The organism is Curtobacterium sp. PhB130 (genome assembly GCF_003755165.1).
Taxonomy (GTDB): Bacteria; Actinomycetota; Actinomycetes; order Actinomycetales; family Microbacteriaceae; genus Curtobacterium.
Map to the genome: position 1 here is coordinate 149,680 of NZ_RKII01000011.1, position 16,475 is coordinate 166,154.

The 16,475-nt window shown below is 70.0% G+C and carries 14 protein-coding genes; 13 read left to right on the plus strand and 1 reads right to left on the minus strand.

Going from position 1 to position 16,475, the window contains the following annotated elements; all coding sequences use genetic code 11:
• Positions 1 to 33: 33 nt before the first annotated feature.
• From ftsW to EDF24_RS17580, 11 genes are all read left to right on the plus strand, one after another.
• Positions 34 to 1,203 (plus strand): putative lipid II flippase FtsW, encoded by a 1,170-nt coding sequence (ftsW, locus tag EDF24_RS17530; RefSeq protein WP_260233496.1) that lies wholly within the window; start codon positions 34 to 36, stop codon positions 1,201 to 1,203.
• Positions 1,200 to 2,390, plus strand: a complete 1,191-nt coding sequence (locus tag EDF24_RS17535) for a glycosyltransferase (protein ID WP_123704579.1) — start codon at positions 1,200 to 1,202, stop codon at positions 2,388 to 2,390. The genes ftsW and EDF24_RS17535 overlap by 4 nt, the downstream gene beginning before the upstream one ends.
• Entirely contained in the window at positions 2,387 to 3,808 is a 1,422-nt protein-coding gene (gene murC, locus EDF24_RS17540; protein ID WP_123704581.1) for a UDP-N-acetylmuramate--L-alanine ligase, read from the plus strand. The genes EDF24_RS17535 and murC overlap by 4 nt, the downstream gene beginning before the upstream one ends.
• A complete protein-coding gene (locus EDF24_RS17545) occupies positions 3,805 to 4,920 on the plus strand; it encodes an FtsQ-type POTRA domain-containing protein (protein ID WP_123704583.1) in 1,116 nt (371 codons plus the stop codon). Before murC ends, EDF24_RS17545 begins: the two co-directional genes overlap by 4 nt.
• 185 nt (positions 4,921 to 5,105) lie before the next feature.
• The gene (ftsZ, locus tag EDF24_RS17550) at positions 5,106 to 6,272 is read left to right on the plus strand and encodes a cell division protein FtsZ (RefSeq protein ID WP_123653080.1); all 1,167 of its coding nucleotides are present in this window, start codon (positions 5,106 to 5,108) and stop codon (positions 6,270 to 6,272) included.
• A gap of 5 nt (positions 6,273 to 6,277) precedes the next feature.
• Positions 6,278 to 6,976 (plus strand): YggS family pyridoxal phosphate-dependent enzyme, encoded by a 699-nt coding sequence (locus EDF24_RS17555; protein WP_123653081.1) that lies wholly within the window; start codon positions 6,278 to 6,280, stop codon positions 6,974 to 6,976.
• A gap of 45 nt (positions 6,977 to 7,021) precedes the next feature.
• Positions 7,022 to 7,606, plus strand: a complete 585-nt coding sequence (locus EDF24_RS17560; protein ID WP_123704585.1) for a cell division protein SepF — start codon at positions 7,022 to 7,024, stop codon at positions 7,604 to 7,606.
• A 105-nt stretch (positions 7,607 to 7,711) separates the two neighbouring features.
• Positions 7,712 to 8,008, plus strand: a complete 297-nt coding sequence (locus EDF24_RS17565; protein ID WP_123653083.1) for a YggT family protein — start codon at positions 7,712 to 7,714, stop codon at positions 8,006 to 8,008.
• Between the two features lie 195 nt (positions 8,009 to 8,203).
• A complete protein-coding gene (locus tag EDF24_RS17570; protein WP_165931492.1) occupies positions 8,204 to 8,896 on the plus strand; it encodes a DivIVA domain-containing protein in 693 nt (230 codons plus the stop codon).
• 2 nt (positions 8,897 to 8,898) lie between these two features.
• Positions 8,899 to 9,585, plus strand: coding sequence for a signal peptidase II (gene lspA, locus EDF24_RS17575; RefSeq protein WP_243698346.1), 687 nt, complete (start codon positions 8,899 to 8,901; stop codon positions 9,583 to 9,585).
• On the plus strand, positions 9,582 to 10,511 hold the full coding sequence (locus tag EDF24_RS17580) for an RluA family pseudouridine synthase (RefSeq protein WP_123704586.1): 930 nt from the start codon (positions 9,582 to 9,584) through the stop codon (positions 10,509 to 10,511). Before lspA ends, EDF24_RS17580 begins: the two co-directional genes overlap by 4 nt.
• Positions 10,512 to 10,698: 187 nt before the next feature.
• On the opposite strand, the gene EDF24_RS17585 is transcribed toward EDF24_RS17580, so the two are convergent.
• Positions 10,699 to 12,165: an MDR family MFS transporter gene (locus EDF24_RS17585; protein WP_123704588.1), complete on the minus strand. Its 1,467-nt coding sequence runs from the start codon at positions 12,163 to 12,165 to the stop codon at positions 10,699 to 10,701.
• 62 nt (positions 12,166 to 12,227) lie between these two features.
• Between EDF24_RS17585 and EDF24_RS17590 the strand changes: the two genes are divergently transcribed.
• Together EDF24_RS17590 and dnaE are read left to right on the plus strand one after the other, a co-directional pair.
• Entirely contained in the window at positions 12,228 to 12,806 is a 579-nt protein-coding gene (locus EDF24_RS17590; RefSeq protein WP_123704591.1) for a TetR/AcrR family transcriptional regulator, read from the plus strand.
• 185 nt (positions 12,807 to 12,991) lie between these two features.
• Positions 12,992 to 16,474, plus strand: coding sequence for a DNA polymerase III subunit alpha (gene dnaE, locus EDF24_RS17595; protein ID WP_243698362.1), 3,483 nt, complete (start codon positions 12,992 to 12,994; stop codon positions 16,472 to 16,474).
• Position 16,475: the final 1 nt, after the last annotated feature.

A 16,475-nucleotide genomic window follows, 5' to 3' on the forward strand; every position in this document is an offset into this window, starting at 1 on the left:
GCTGCGCGTCGGCCGAACGGTGCGGTCGTCGCGGTGAAGAACGTCTTCGTCGCCGAGTCGAGCACGTTCTACACGATCCTCGGCGTGACGCTGTTCCTCGTCGTCTTCGGCGTCGTGATGGTGCTCTCGTCCTCGAGCGTCGAGCAGTACGCGGCGACGCACGACTTCTTCGGCGCGTTCACGCGTCAGGGGCTGTACGCGATCATCGGCATCCCGCTGATGCTCATCGCCAGCCGCTTCCGGGTCGCGACGTGGCGGAAGTACGCCAGGTGGATCATCGTGATCGGCCTGCTCGTCCAGGCGCTCGTCGTGCTGACGCCGCTCGGCTACTCGATCCAGGGCAACCGGAACTGGATCAAGCTCGGCACGTTCACCGCGCAGCCCTCCGAGATCCTCAAGCTCGCGCTGGTGCTCGGCATCGGCACGATCGTCTACCAGAAGCGCAACAAGCTCGACGACTGGAAGCAGATCCTCATCCCGATCGGCCTCGTCACGGCCGCCTCGATCGGCCTCGTGCTGTTCGGTGGCGACCAGGGCACCGCGATGGTGATGATGATCCTGGTCTTCGGCGCGATGTTCGTCGGCGGCATCCGTCTGCGGCACCTCGGCATCGTGGTCGGAGCGGTCCTCGTGCTGCTGCCGTTCGTGACGATGGCCTCGAGCTCCCGGTCGTCCCGCATCAGCGCGTGGCTCTCCGGCTGCACGGACACCAGCCAGTACCAGGACCTCTGCTGGCAGCCGGTCCACGGCATGTGGGCGCTGGCATCCGGCGGCGTGTTCGGCGTCGGGCTCGGCAACTCCAAGGCGAAGTGGTCGTGGCTGCCCGAGGCGGACAACGACTACATCTTCGCGATCATCGGCGAGGAGCTCGGCCTCATCGGCGCGGTCGTCGTCCTCGCCCTGTTCGTCGTGCTCGCGATCAGCATGGTCCGGATCATCCGCCTCTCCGACGACGCGTTCGTCCGGACGGTCACCGGCGGCGTCCTGGCGTGGATCATCGGCCAGGCGCTCGTGAACATCGGCGTGGTCCTCGGCCTGCTCCCGGTGCTCGGCGTCCCACTCCCACTGATCTCGGCAGGTGGTTCGGCGCTCATCATGACCCTCGTCGCGATCGGCGTCGTGCTGTCCTTCGCCCGCGAACTGCCCGGCAAGGCGGAGCTCTCGAACCGCGACCTGCCCCGAACGAACGGAGCGCTCCGGTGAGCACCTACCTCTTCGCCGGCGGCGGCACCGCCGGCCACGTCAACCCCCTGCTCGCCGTCGCCGACCGGCTGACCGAGCGTTCCCCGGAGGACACCGTCATCGTCCTCGGCACCGCAGAGGGCCTGGAGTCCCGCCTCGTCCCGATGCGCGGGTACGAGCTGCTGACGATCCCGCGCCTGCCGTTCCCGCGGAAGCCGAACGCCGCAGCCCTGCGGTTCCCCGGCGCCTTCTGGCGTGCGGTCAAGCGCACCGAGCAGATCATCCGCGAGCGGGACGTCGACGTCGTCCTCGGCGTCGGCGGGTACGCGTCCGCGCCCGCCTACATCGCGGCGAAGCGCACCGGCACGCCGATCGTCGTGCACGAGCAGAACGCCAAGCCGGGCCTGGCGAACCGGCTCGCCGCGTTCCTGACGAGCCACGTCGGGGTGACGTTCTCGAACACCCGCCTACGGCACTCCCGCGTCGTCGGGATGCCGCTCCGCCGGGAGATCGAGTCGCTCGACCGCCGCGCCAGCCGCGCGGAGGGGCTCGCCGAGTTCGGGCTCGACCCCGCGCGCCCGGTGTTGCTCGTCACGGGCGGGTCGTCCGGTGCGCGGAGCATCAACACCACGATCAACCGCTCGGCGGCGACCATCGTCGGTGCCGGCTGGCAGGTCCTGCACGTCGTCGGCGGCAAGTCCGAGATCGGCCCGATCGACCTCGACGGGTACACCGTGCTGCCGTACTGCGACCGGATGGACCTGGCGTACGCGGCCTCGGACTTCGTCGTCTCGCGCTCCGGCGCCGGCATGGTCTGCGAGCTCACGGCCGTCGGGCTGCCGAGCGTCCTGGTGCCGTACCCTGTCGGCAACGGCGAGCAGCGGCACAACGCCCGCGACGTCGTCGGCGCCGGGGGAGCGGTCCTCGTCGCGGACCAGGAATTCGACCAGGACTGGGTGACGTTCCAGCTGCTGGGCATCCTGCAGGACCGGGCCCGAATCGCGAGCATGGCGGTCCGTGCCGGCAGCGTCGGCCACCGCGACGGCGCCGACCGGATGACCGACCTGGCCCTCGACGCCGCGCGTGAGCGCAGCACCGGCGGCACCGGCAGCACGAACGGCACCAGCACCGGCGGCACGAACGGCACCAGCACCGGCAGCACGAACGGCACCAGCACCAACAGCACCGGCACCACGGAGGAACCATGACCATCAAGCCGGACCTGACCCAGCCGATCCCGGACGACCTCGGCACGGTCCACTTCGTCGGCATCGGCGGCTCCGGCATGAGCGGCATCGCCCGGATGTTCCTCGCCGCCGGTCACACCGTCACGGGCAGCGACTCCCGCGAGACCGCGACCACCGGCCGGATGCGCGAGCTCGGTGCCGAGGTGCACATCGGCCACGACGCGAGCAACGTCGGCGCCGCGGACACGATCGTCGTCACGAGCGCCCTCTGGCCGGACAACCCCGAGCTCCTCGAGGCCCAGCGCCGCGGTCTGCCGGTCCTGCACCGCTCCCAGGCCCTGGCCGCGCTGATCGCCGAGCACCGCCTCGTCGCGGTCGCCGGCGCGCACGGCAAGACCACCTCGACCGGCATGATCGTCACCGCGATGGTCGAGCTCGGCCTCGACCCGAGCTTCGTCAACGGCGGCGTGATCCAGTCGCTCGGCACCAGCTCGGCCCCGGGGAAGAGCGACCTCTTCGTGGTCGAGGCCGACGAGTCCGACGGCTCCTTCCTGCTCTACGACGTCGCCGTCGCGCTCATCACGAACGTCGACGCCGACCACCTCGACCACTACGGCAGCGAGGACGCCTTCATCGACGCCTTCGTCGAGTTCGCCGCGAAGGCGAGCGAGCGCGTGGTCGTCTCGAGCGACGACGCCGGCGCCAAGCGCGTCACGTCGGGCGTCCGAGCCCTCGAGCACGCCCCCGAGATCGTCACGTTCGGCGAGGCCGTCGACGCCGACGTCCGCATCGAGCGCATCGTCGAGTCCGCCGGCGTCGAGGTCGACTTCCGCGCTGCGGGCGAGGCGCACCACATCACGCTCCGCGTCCCCGGCCGCCACAACGCGATCAACGCCGTCGGCGCGTTCGCGGTCCTCACCGGGCTCGGTGTCGCACCGGCCGACGCGATCCGCGGCATCGAGGCCTTCGGTGGCACCGAGCGCCGCTTCGAGCTGCACGGCGTCGAGCGCGGCGTGTCGGTCTACGACGACTACGCCCACCACCCGACCGAGGTCGCGGCGGCGCTCAAGGCAGCGCGCAACGTCGTCGGCGACGGCCGGATCATCGCGATCCACCAGCCGCACCTGTACTCCCGCACCCGGATGATGGCCGGCGACTTCGCCAAGGTCTACGAGGACCTCGCCGACCACACGGTCGTGCTCGACGTCTACGGCGCGCGCGAGGACCCGGAGCCCGGCGTCACCGGCGCCCTTGTCCAGGAGCGCTTCCACGACCAGTCGCACGTCGACTACCTGCCGGATTGGGCCGACGCGTCGGCTCGTGCCGCAGCGGTCGCGCGTGACGGCGACATCATCATGACCCTCAGCTGCGGCGACGTGTACCGGATCATCCCGCAGGTGCTGGCCGCGCTGCAGACCGACGAGGCAACGTCCCGGTGAAACGTCCCGAGGGCTTCGACGAGCGACCGGCGCAGCCGGCCGCTGGCGTCGAGGGCGAGCGCGCACCGCGTGAGCGACGTGCACCGCGGATCCCGCGGTTGCCCCGCAGGCAGGGGGTCGGGACGGACGACGGCCGGGAGGCCCGGGTCGCCCCGGAGCCGCCGGCCGCGGCGCCGGAGACCGTCGCGTCACCCGTGTCCCGTCCCGCGGCAACCGACCACGACGCGGCCGCGACCGACGTCGTCGACCTGCTCACCGCCTCCAGGCCGGCCGAGTCGGCGGACGCGACGGACGACCACGAGGCGCCCATCGGTGCCGGGGTCCGCGCTGCCGAGACCGCGCGCGATGCCCGCGTCGCCCGCAAGCGGCGCAAGCTCCTCGAACGTGCCGAGGTCCGGCGGTTCACCCGCCGCTCCCGGCACCGCCGCGCCGCGTGGGTGACCGCGGGCGGTGTGGTCGTCGTGCTCGGCGTGTCGATCCTCGTCGCGGTGTACTCGCCGCTGATGGCGCTCCGGACGATCGAGATCAAGGGCACCAGCCGGGTCGACGACGCCGCGCTCCGCCAGGCGCTGTCCGAGCAGATCGGGACGCCGCTCGCGCGCCTCGACTTCGGTGCGATCAAGAAGGACATCGCCGGCTTCCCGCTCATCGAGAGCTACGTGACCGAGGAAGAGCCGCCGAACACGCTCGTCGTGACCGTCACCGAGCGGACGCCGGTCGTCGCCGTGAAGACCGGGAAGACGTTCGACCTCGTCGACCCCGCCGGGATCGTCGTGCAGTCCGCGCCGAAGCAGCCGGACACGATGCCGCTCGCCGACATCGGGTCGGCGAAGCTCGGGTCGTCCGTGTTCCGGACGATGACCGAGGTGGTGCTGGCGCTGCCCTCCACCGTGCGGGCGCAGGTGTCGGGCGTGTCCGCGTCGACCGCGGACGACGTGACGCTCACCATGAAGGACGGCTCCCGGGTCGTCTGGGGGAGCCCGGACGACTCCGACGCGAAGGCGGCGCTCCTCGACGCCCTCGTGAAGGACCACGCGTCCCGCGACCCGAAGACCGCGGTGGAGTACGACGTCTCCGCCCCGGACAACGGCATCATCCGCGCCCAGTCCTGACGCGCCTCCTCCCGACGCACCCTGCGCCGCGCGGGGGAGAATTGCGGGGCGGGTTCGCGACACGCGGCGTGGCGGGGCGACACCGCGGCGAGCACCCCCGTAGCGTCGATGCAAGCACCACACCTAGCAGCAAAGACCCTGAACTTCAAGTAAAGGTTGAGGGTTCAACCGGAGGCCGGACTGACGTGACCACGAACCACAACTACCTCGCCGTCATCAAGGTCGTCGGTGTCGGCGGCGGCGGCGTGAACGCCGTCAACCGCATGATCGAGCTGGGCCTCCGTGGCGTCGAGTTCATCGCGATCAACACCGATGCGCAGGCACTGCTGCTCAGCGACGCCGACGTCAAGCTCGACGTCGGCCGCGAGATCACCCGCGGCCTCGGCGCCGGCGCGGACCCCGAGGTCGGCCGTCGTGCCGCCGAGGACCACGCCGAGGAGATCGAAGAGGCACTCGCGGGTGCCGACATGGTCTTCGTCACCGCCGGTGAAGGCGGTGGGACCGGCACGGGTGGTGCGCCCGTGGTCGCCCGCATCGCGAAGTCGATCGGGGCGCTCACCATCGGTGTCGTCACGAAGCCGTTCAGCTTCGAGGGCAAGCGCCGCCAGTCGCAGGCCGAGAACGGCGTCGCCGGGCTCAAGGACGAGGTCGACACGCTCATCGTCGTGCCGAACGACCGCCTGCTCGAGATCTCCGACCGTGGCATCTCCATGGTCGAGGCCTTCGCGACCGCCGACCAGGTCCTCCTCGCCGGCGTCCAGGGCATCACCGACCTGATCACGACCCCTGGCCTCATCAACCTCGACTTCGCGGACGTCAAGTCCGTCATGCAGGGTGCCGGTTCGGCGCTCATGGGCATCGGCTCCTCGCGGGGTGCCGACCGGGCGATCAAGGCCGCGGAGCTCGCGGTCGCGTCGCCGCTGCTCGAGGCCTCGATCGACGGTGCGCACGGCGTGCTGCTCTCGATCCAGGGTGGCTCGAACCTCGGCATCTTCGAGATCAACGACGCGGCCCGCCTCGTGCAGGAAGCCGTCCACCCCGAGGCGAACATCATCTTCGGTGCGGTCATCGACGACACCCTCGGCGACGAGGTCCGTGTCACGGTCATCGCAGCCGGGTTCGACGGGGGCGAGCCCTCGTCGCAGGTCAAGGAGCGTCGCGCGAGCTGGGTCGACCCCGAGGCCGGCGCGACCGTCCCGGTGTCCGGCGCCGGTTCCTCCGCGATCGAGGACTCCACGAGCTCCTCGCCGTCCTGGGCCTCCTCGGAGCACGAGCCGCCGGCGCAGCGCGCTGCCGACCCGGCCTTCGACGGTGACGACGACGAACTCGACGTCCCCGACTTCCTGAAGTAGGGCTCTTGTCGGACGCTCGCACGAGCCTCCAGGACCGGCTGTCCACGGTCCGCGACGGCATCGCCGACGCGGCCAGGGCAGCCGGTCGCGCACCCGACGAGCTCACGCTCGTCGTGGTGACGAAGTACCACCCGGCATCCCTGGTCCGCGACCTCGCCGCGCTCGGCGTGACGGACGTGGGGGAGAACCGCCACCAGGAGGCCCAGGCCAAGGCGACCGAACTCGCCGACCTGGCGCTCACCTGGCACTTCGTCGGGCAGCTGCAGTCGAAGAAGGCCCGCCAGGTGCGCCGGTACGCGCACGTCGTGCAGTCACTCGACCGCGACTCCGTCGTGGACGCGTTCGCGCCGACGGAGCAGGAACCCGAACCACCCGTGATCGACGGGTTCGTGCAGGTGAACCTCACCGACGACCCCGGTCGCGGTGGCGTGCACCCGGACGACGTCGACGCCATGGTGGAGCGGATCGCGGCCACGGGCACGATCGCGCTCCGCGGCGTGATGGCCGTCGCGCCCCTCGACGAGGAACCCCGTCCGGCGTTCGCCCGGCTCCGCGGGATCTCCGAGCGCGTGCGGCTGATCGTGCCCACCGCGACCGACATCTCCGCGGGGATGAGCGGCGACTACGCCGAGGCGATCGCCGAGGGCGCGACACACCTGCGGATCGGGACGGCAATCACCGGAAACCGGCCGACTGCGCCCTAGCCTCGTGGCAGGGCATCCACGAGCACGCACACCCCTGGAGGAACCATGGCCGGTCCGTTGAAGAAGACGATGGTCTACCTCGGCCTCGCCGACGAGGAACTCGAGTACGAGGACGAGCAGCCGCAGCAGCAGGCACGCGCCCAGCAGCCGCAGCAGCAGCACCACTCCTCGCCCGCCGCGAGCCAGCACGAGGCTCCCGCACCGGCCGCCGCGACGCCCGCCCCGGCGGCTCCGGCGCAGCCAGCCCCCGAGGCCAAGGCCCCGCACACCCACCAGCGCGGCGCCCAGGTCACCCCGCTCCGCCGCTCGCACACGACCGCACAGAAGGCGACCCCGGTCCAGGAAATGAACGAGATCCTCACCGTCCACCCGCGCGAGTACAAGGACGCCCAGTCCATCGCCGAGAGCTTCCGCGACGGGATCCCCGTCATCATCAACCTCTCGCAGATGACCGAGACCGACGCCCGTCGCATGATCGACTTCGCGAGCGGACTGTCCCTCGGCCTCTACGGCAAGATCGAGCGCGTCACCAACAAGGTGTTCCTGCTCTCCCCGGCGCACGTCGCAGTGAGCGGTGAGGCGCCCGAGGTAGAGTCCGACATCGAGGCGTCCTTCTTCGCCCAGTCCTGAGTCGACGCGTCCCGTGGTCAACCCGACCACGGTGCGCCGCCCAGGCCCACCCGCCCCGTGCGCGGTGTCACACGGCACCGTTCACCCGAGACGAGCGAGCCGCACGTGTCCGCGATCTTCACGATCCTGTACTTCCTCCTCCTGCTCTACTTCTTCGTGCTCTGGGGGCGGTTCGCGCTCGACATGGTGCAGGCGTTCAACCGCTCGTGGCGTCCCCGCGGCGGCATGCTCGTCGTCGCCGAGGTCGTCTACTCGACGACCGACCCGCCCATCCGCGCCGTCCGCCGTGCGCTCCCGCCGCTCCGCATGGGAGCCGTGGCGCTCGACTTCGGCTGGTCGATCGTGATGCTCGTCGTCATCATCCTGATGAGCATCGTCCGGGTCATCTCCGCCGCGGTCTGACCTCCCGCACCCGATCCGGCTGGCCACGACACGCGCCACGCCCGGACACGATCACGGATCGTGCCCGGCGTCGGTGTACGGTGGTCGGGATCGATGCCCGCTCCGGCGGTGCATCCGCACCGGAAGTCGGGCCTGGTACATTCGGGCCCAACGTTTCGGTTCCACACGTTCAGCAGTTCTATTGAGGTGACGGCAATGGCTTTGACGCCGGAAGACGTAGTCAACAAGCGGTTCCAGCCGACCAAGTTCCGCGAGGGCTACGACCAGGACGAGGTCGACGACTTCCTCGACGAGGTCGTGGTCGAGCTGCGCCGTCTGACCCAGGAGAACGAGGAGCTCCGTCAGCGCCTGCAGGCCGCCGAATCGGCGCCCAAGCCGGCCGCTGCCGCAGAAGCCGCTCCCGCTCCGACCCCCGAGCCCGAGCCGGAGCCGGCCCCCGTCGCCGCAGCTCCCGAGCCCGCGCCGGTCGCAGCCGCCGCCCCGACCACCACGGTCCCGGCGGACGAGGACACCGAGGGCACCACGAACCTCCTCACGCTCGCGCGTCGTCTCCACGAGGAGCACGTCCGCGAAGGCATCGAGAAGCGTGACGCGCTCATCGCCGAGGGCCAGGCCCAGGCAGCGCGCCTCGTCTCCGAAGCGGAGAGCAAGCAGCGCCAGATCATCGCCGACACCGAGAACACGAACCGTCAGCGTGTCGCGGTGCTCGAGCAGGAGCAGCGCCAGCTCGAGGGCAAGATCGACGAGCTCCGCACGTTCGAGCGCGACTACCGCGCCCAGCTGAAGAGCTACATCCAGGGTCAGCTCAACGAGCTCGACACCTCGTCGGGCACCGAGCAGTCCGGCCTCACCCCCGCGCCGGCCTCGGCGCAGGGCTTCGGCAACTGACGTTGTCCCAGCAAGACCAACGAGCGAAGGTCAGTGTCCGCGCGATCGCGGCACTGGCCTTCGCCGCTGTCGTGGTGGTGGCGGCCGACCAGATCGTGAAGGCGCTGGTCGTCGCGAACCTGCCGTACGGGCAGGTCGTGCCGGTCCTCGGCAACGCGCTGCAGTTCCTCTACGTCCGGAACCCCGGCGCCGCGTTCTCGTTCGCGGTCAACATGACGTGGGTGTTCTCGATCGTCTCCGCTGCGGTCGTCGTCGCGATCATCGTCTTCGCACGGCGCATCCACTCCATGTGGTGGGCGATCGTCCTCGGCATGCTGCTCGGCGGCGCGCTCGGCAACCTCAGCGACCGCCTCTTCCGTGAGCCCGGCTTCGGCCAGGGCCACGTCGTCGACTTCATCTCGACGCCGTGGATGATGCCGGCGATCTACAACATCGCGGACTCGTTCATCTGCGTCAGCATGGTGATCTTCGTGCTGCTGGTGATCTTCGGGGTCAACCTCGACGGCACCAGGACGGTCTCGGACAAGCGCAAGGGCAAGGGCGGCCTGGAGGCCCGTGGGGACTCCGCCACGGACGCTGCGGCGACGGCGACCCCGTCGGTCGCGTCCACCGACGCGGCGGACGCACCCCGAGCCTCCAGTCGACCTCATGGTGACCAGCGCGACTCGCTGGGGCACGACGCGACGTGAGCGAGACGCGTTCCCTGCCCGTCCCGGACGGGCTCGCCGGTGAGCGTGTCGACGCCGCCATCGCGAAGCTCCTCGGGTTCAGCCGGTCGTTCGCGGCCGACGTCGTCGCCGCCGGTGGCGTGCGCGTCGACGGCGTGGTCGTCGACAAGTCCGACCGTCTGCACGCGGACTCCTGGCTCGAGGTCGAGTGGACCCCGAAGGAAGCCCCACGGATCGTGCCCGCGCACGTCCCCGGGATGACGATCGTGTACGACGACGACGACATCGTCGTGGTCGACAAGCCCGTCGGCGTCGCCGCGCACCCCTCGCCGGGGTGGGACGGCCCGACCGTGCCCGGGGGCCTCGCGGCTGCTGGGTTCACCATCGCGACCTCCGGCGCCGCCGAACGCGCGGGGATCGTGCACCGGCTCGACGTCGGGACCTCCGGACTCATGGTGGTCGCGAAGACCGAGCTGGCGTACACGAGCCTGAAGCGGGCGTTCAAGGAGCGCACGGTCGAGAAGGTCTACCACGCGCTCGCGCAGGGGCACCCGGACCCGACCTCCGGCACCGTCGACGCACCGATCGGACGGCACCCCTCGAGCGACTGGAAGTTCGCGGTCACCTCGGACGGCAAGCCGAGCGTGACGCACTACGAGACGCTCGAGGCCTTCCGGTCCGCGACCCTGCTCGAGGTGCACCTGGAGACCGGGCGCACCCACCAGATCCGGGTGCACATGGCGGCCACCCGGCACCCGCTCGTCGGGGACACGATGTACGGGGCCGACCCGGTGCTGGCCGCGGAGCTCGGGCTGACGCGGCAGTGGCTCGATGCGGTGCGGCTCGGGTTCGCGCATCCCCGGACCGGGGAGTGGGTCGAGTTCCAGGCGTCGTACCCGGAGGACCTGCAGGTCGCGCTGGACCGCATCCGGAGCGCGTCGGTCTGAGGCCGGGCCGGGGCGGGCCGGCTCCCCGTGGGCATCGAGTGCGCAGTAGGTGCGCGTCAGCCGCGCTCGGGTCGCATCTGCTGCGCAGTCGATCCCTCTGACGGCGGCCGGTCCGCGGATGGATCGGCCCCGGCCGGTCGAGTGCGCAGAAGACGCGGCGTCGGCCGCCCTCGCGCGCCACTCCTGCTCACTCGATCGCGCTGGCTGCCGGCCGCCCTGCGGAGGTGGACGTGGACGCGGACGCGGAAGCCGACGCGGGCACCGGCGTCGGCGTCGGCGCTGCCGGTTCGGCCGCGGCCGGCTGACGGCCGGGCAGCAGGAACGCGAGCACCGTCGCGAACGCGGTGATGCCGATCGCCCACCAGAACGCCTGCTGGAACGCCACCGCAGCATCGCCGCCGGCGACCGCACCCGCGAGGACCACGGCGAGCACCGCGGTGCCGAACGCCCCACCGAGCTGCTGCGCGAGCCGGGTGATCGTGCTCGCGTGCGGCATGTCCGGGCGGTCGAGCCCGACGAAGCCGACCGACATGATCGGGATCATCACGGCTCCGAGGCCGAGCCCGCGGACCACCAGGACCAGGGCGATCCACCACTGGTTCGTGCTGCCGTCCGCGAAGGCGAACGGGATCGTGGCCACGAGCACGACGGCGAACCCGACGACGGCGACGACCCGGGCGCCGATCCGGTCGGTCATGCGGCCTGCGAGCGAACGGCTGAGCAGGGAGCCGACGCCCTGGGGGATGAGGAGCAGCCCGGCTCCGAGGGCGTCGGTCCCGCGGAGCTCCTGGAACGACAGCGGCAGGAGCAGCATGCCGCCGTAGAGCGCGGCGCCCATCAGGAACATCAGGGTGGCGGCTGCGGCGAGCGGACGGTGCCGGAGCAGTGCCAGGTCCACCAGGGCTGCGCTCCGTCGGCGGGTCGCCCAGAGGACGAACGCGACGAGCAGGACGAGCCCGGCGCCCAGCGGTGCCCAGACGTCGAACCGGGCGAAGCCGTCCGCCCGGCTGGCGTTGCTCAGGCCGAACAGGATCCCGACGACGGCGGGGGAGAGCAGCACCAGGCCGACGACGTCGAGCCGCGCGGTGCCGACCGGACCGTCGGCGGGCATGAACAACCACGCGAGGACGAGGCCGGCGACCGCGAACGGCACGTTCACCCAGAACAGCCACTGCCAGTCGGCCGCGCCGAGGATCAGGCCGCCGATGACCGGTCCGAGGATCGGTCCGAGTGCCGTGGGCAGGGAGGCGATCGACATCAGCTTGCCGATGTTCCGGCCGCCCGCCGCCTGCATCAAGAGCGTGGTCAGCAGCGGCATCATCGCGCCGGCGCCGATGCCCTGGACGATCCGGAAGCCGATCAGGCTCGTGGCGTCCCAGGCGAGCGAGCACAGGACGCTGCCGATCAGGAACACGACGAGCGCGCTCATCCAGAGCCGCCGCCCGCCGATGCGGTTCTGCAGCCAGCCGACGATCGGGACGGTGACGCCCATCGCGAGCAGGTAGCCGGTGCTCACCCACTGGATGGTGTCGACGCTCGTGTGCAGGTCGCGGCTGAGGGTGTGCAGCGCGACACTGACGATCGTCGAGTCGAACAGCGGTGCCATCGCGCCGACGATCAGCGCGACGGCCAGTCTGGTCAAGTTCTTGTCCATGATGGAGATACGCTCCCGTTTCTTGTTGGCGTCACCGTACTGCGGCGCGTTAAGATACGCAAGTGGATCTTGCGAAGACGAGACGGCGCGGTGCGGAGCTCGAGGCGGCACTGCTCGACGCTGCGTGGCAGGAGCTCGAACGGAGCGGCTACGCGTCCCTGACGTACGAGGCGGTCGCTGCCCGCGCGGAGACCTCGAAGCCCGTGCTCTACCGGCGGTGGCCCACGAAGGTGGACCTCGTCCTCGCCGCGCTCCAGCACGCCGGGCTGTTCGATCGTCGTACCGTGCCGGACACCGGGACCCTGCGGGGCGACATGCTCGCAGCGCTCCGGGACTTCAACGACGCGCGGTCCGGGTTCATCACCGTGATCAGCCTCTACCTGTCGAGCATCAACGCGGACACCGGGCTGACCCCCGCCGACCTCCGCGCACGCCTGATCGGGGACCGGTCGAGCGTCGGCCGGGTCTTCCTGGAGCGTGCGGCCGCGCGGGGGGAGATCCCCGCACGCGACTGGCCCGACGGGCTCACCACGCTGCCGTCCGACCTGATGCGCCACGACCTCGTGATGACGCTGAAGCGGATCCCGGACACCCGCGTGCTGGAGATCGTCGACGACATCTGGCTGCCGCTCGTGCGGTGAGGAAGCGGTGAGGAAGCGGTGAGGAAGCGCTGAAGGAGCGATGCGGGCGCGGTGAGGAGTGCCGCGGCGTGTCTGTCCGCGGTCGCGGTTAGGCTGTTCGAGTCCCGCAGCAGCTCGTACGAACCGGAGGTTCCGTGGCGGATTCCGACTCCTTCGTCCACCTGCACGTGCACAGCGAGTACTCGATGCTCGACGGCGCGGCCAGGCTCAACGACCTCGTGGCGGAGACCGCCGCGCAGGGCATGCCGGCCGTGGCGGTGACGGACCACGGCAACATGTTCGGCGCGTTCGAGTTCTGGAAGGCCGCCAAGGCCGGCGGCGTCAAGCCGATCATCGGGACAGAGGCGTACATCACGCCGGGCACCCACCGCTCCGACAAGACCCGTGTGCGCTGGGGTGACGGCGGCGGGGACGACGTCTCCGGTGCGGGTTCGTACACGCACATGACGATGTTCGCCGAGAACACCGCCGGCATGCACAACCTGTTCCGGCTGTCGTCGAAGGCCTCGCTCGAGGGCTACTACTTCAAGCCCCGCATGGACCGCGAACTCCTCAGCGAGTACCACGACGGCATCATCGCCACGACGGGCTGCCCCTCCGGTGAAGTCCAGACGCGCCTGCGCCTCGGCCAGTACGACGAAGCGATCAAGGCGGCGGCGGACTTCCGGGACATCTTCGGCAAGGAGAACTACTTCGCCGAGATCATGGACCACGGCCTCGAGATCGAGCGCCGGATCATGACGGACCTGATCCGCCTCGCGAAGGACCTCGGCCTGCCGCTCGTCGGCACGAACGACCTGCACTACACCCACTCCCACGACGCCAAGTCGCACGCGGCACTGCTCTGCGTGCAGTCCGGCTCCACCCTGAACGACCCGAACCGCTTCAAGTTCGACGCCGACGAGTTCTACCTGAAGACCCCGCAGCAGATGCGGCACGTCTTCCGGGACAACCTCGAAGCGTGCGACAACACGCTGCTCATCGCCGAGCGGTGCAACGTCGAGTTCGACACCGCGGCGAACTACATGCCGAAGTTCCCGGTGCCCGAGGGGGAGACCGAGCACAGCTGGTTCGAGAAAGAGGTGGCGAAGGGGCTGGAGTACCGCTACCCCGGCGGCATCTCGCCCGAGGTCCAGGCGCGCGCCGACTACGAGGTCGGCATCATCAACCAGATGAACTTCCCGGGCTACTTCCTCGTGGTCGCCGACTTCATCAACTGGTCGAAGGACCACGGCATCCGCGTCGGCCCCGGTCGTGGTTCCGGTGCCGGCTCGATGGTGGCGTACGCGATGCGCATCACCGACCTCGACCCGATCCGGCACGGCCTGATCTTCGAGCGCTTCCTCAACCCGGACCGCGTCTCGATGCCCGACTTCGACGTCGACTTCGACGACCGGCGCCGCGGTGAGGCGATCAAGTACGTCACCGAGAAGTACGGGTCGGAGCGCGTCGCGCAGATCGTCACGTACGGCACGATCAAGGCGAAGCAGGCGCTGAAGGACTCCTCGCGCGTCCTCGGCTTCCCGTTCGGCATGGGCGAGAAGCTCACGAAGGCGATGCCGCCGCCCGTGATGGGCAAGGACATCCCGCTCACCGGGATCTTCGACAAGGACCACCCGCGCTTCAAGGAAGCCGTCGACGTCCGCACCGTGGTCGAGACCGACCCCGAAGCGAAGACGGTCTTCGACACCGCGCTGGGGCTCGAGGGGCTGAAGCGCCAGTGGGGCGTGCACGCCGCCGGCGTCATCATGTCCAGCGACCCGCTGATCGACATCATCCCGATCATGAAGCGGGAGCAGGACGGCCAGATCGTCACGCAGTTCGACTACCCGGCTTCGGAGTCGCTCGGCCTGATCAAGATGGACTTCCTGGGGCTCCGGAACCTCACGATCATCAGTGACGCCCTCGACAACATCAAGACCAACCGTGGGATCGACCTCGACCTCGAGACCATGGGCCTGGAAGACCCCGAGGCGTACGCGCTCCTGCAGCGCGGTGACACCCTCGGTGTGTTCCAGCTCGACGGCGGCCCGATGCGCGGGCTCCTGCGCCTGATGAAGCCCGACAACTTCGAGGACATCTCCGCGCTCATCGCCCTGTACCGTCCGGGCCCCATGGGTGCGAACTCGCACACGAACTACGCGCTCCGCAAGAACGGCGAGCAGGCGATCACGCCGATCCACCCGGAGCTCGCCGAGCCCCTCAAGGACATCATCGGCACGACCTACGGCCTGATCATCTACCAGGAGCAGGTCATGGCCATCGCGCAGAAGGTGGCCGGGTTCTCGCTCGGCCAGGCGGACATCCTCCGTCGCGCGATGGGCAAGAAGAAGAAGTCCGAGCTGGACAAGCAGTACGCCGGCTTCGAGAAGGGCATGCTCGACAACGGCTACTCGGCCGCGGCGATCAAGACGCTGTGGGACATCCTGCTGCCGTTCTCCGACTACGCGTTCAACAAGGCGCACTCCGCCGCGTACGGCGTGGTGTCCTTCTGGACCGCCTACCTCAAGGCGCACTACCCGGCCGAGTACATGGCGGCGCTGCTGACGTCCGTCGGTGACGCCCGCGACAAGCTCGCCCTGTACCTCAACGAGTGCCGCCGGATGGGCATCAAGGTGATGCCGCCGGACGTCAACGAGTCGATCGGCTTCTTCGCCGCCGTCGGTGAGGACATCCGCTTCGGCATGGGCGCGATCCGCAACGTCGGTTTCAACGTCGTCGACGACATCGTGAAGGCCCGCACGGAGAAGGGCGCGTTCGAGTCCTTCCACGACTTCCTCCGGAAGATCCCGATCTCCTCCGCCAACAAGCGGACCGTGGAGTCGCTCATCAAGGCGGGTGCCTTCGACGAGTTCGGGGACAGCCGCCGTGCGCTCGTGGAGATCCACGAGGGCGCGGTCGAAGCGGCGGTGAAGGTCAAGCGCGACGAGGTCCACGGCAACGTCGGCTTCGACTTCGACTCCCTGTTCGCCGAGGTCGCCGAGGAACAGCCGTCGCTGGCGGTCGTCTCGCAGGTGCCGGAGCGTCCGGAGTGGTCCAAGCGCGACAAGCTCGCGTTCGAGCGCGACATGCTCGGGCTCTACGTCTCGGACCACCCGCTCGCGGGGCTCGAGATCGAGCTCGCGAAGCACCAGTCGATCACCATCGCCGACCTCATCGCGGCCGACGACTCGGTCGAGGGGGAGACCGTCACGGTCGCCGGACTGCTGACGAGCGTGCAGCACCGGGTGGCCAAGACGAGCGGCAACCCGTACGGCATCGTCGACATCGAGGACTTCGGCGGCCAGATCGGCGTGATGTTCCTCGGCAAGACGTACCAGGAGTTCGGGCCGTCGCTCGTGGCCGACTCGATCGTCGTCCTCCGCGGTCGGGTGAACGTCCGCGACGACGGCAAGGCGCTGCACGCGGTGAGCATGTTCCAGCCGGCGCTCGGCGACGTGATGGGCTCCGGCCCGCTCACGCTGTCCCTGCCCGAACGGCAGGCCACGACGGAGACGGTGACCGAGCTGGCGGCGGTGCTCGGCCGGCACACGGGGGAGACCGAGGTGCGGCTGCGGCTGCTCAAGGACGACGTCGCCCGGACGTTCGAGCTGCCGTTCCCGGTGAACCTGACGCCCGACCTGTTCGGTGAGCTGAAGAGCCTGCTCGGCCCGCGCTGCCTGGTGTAGC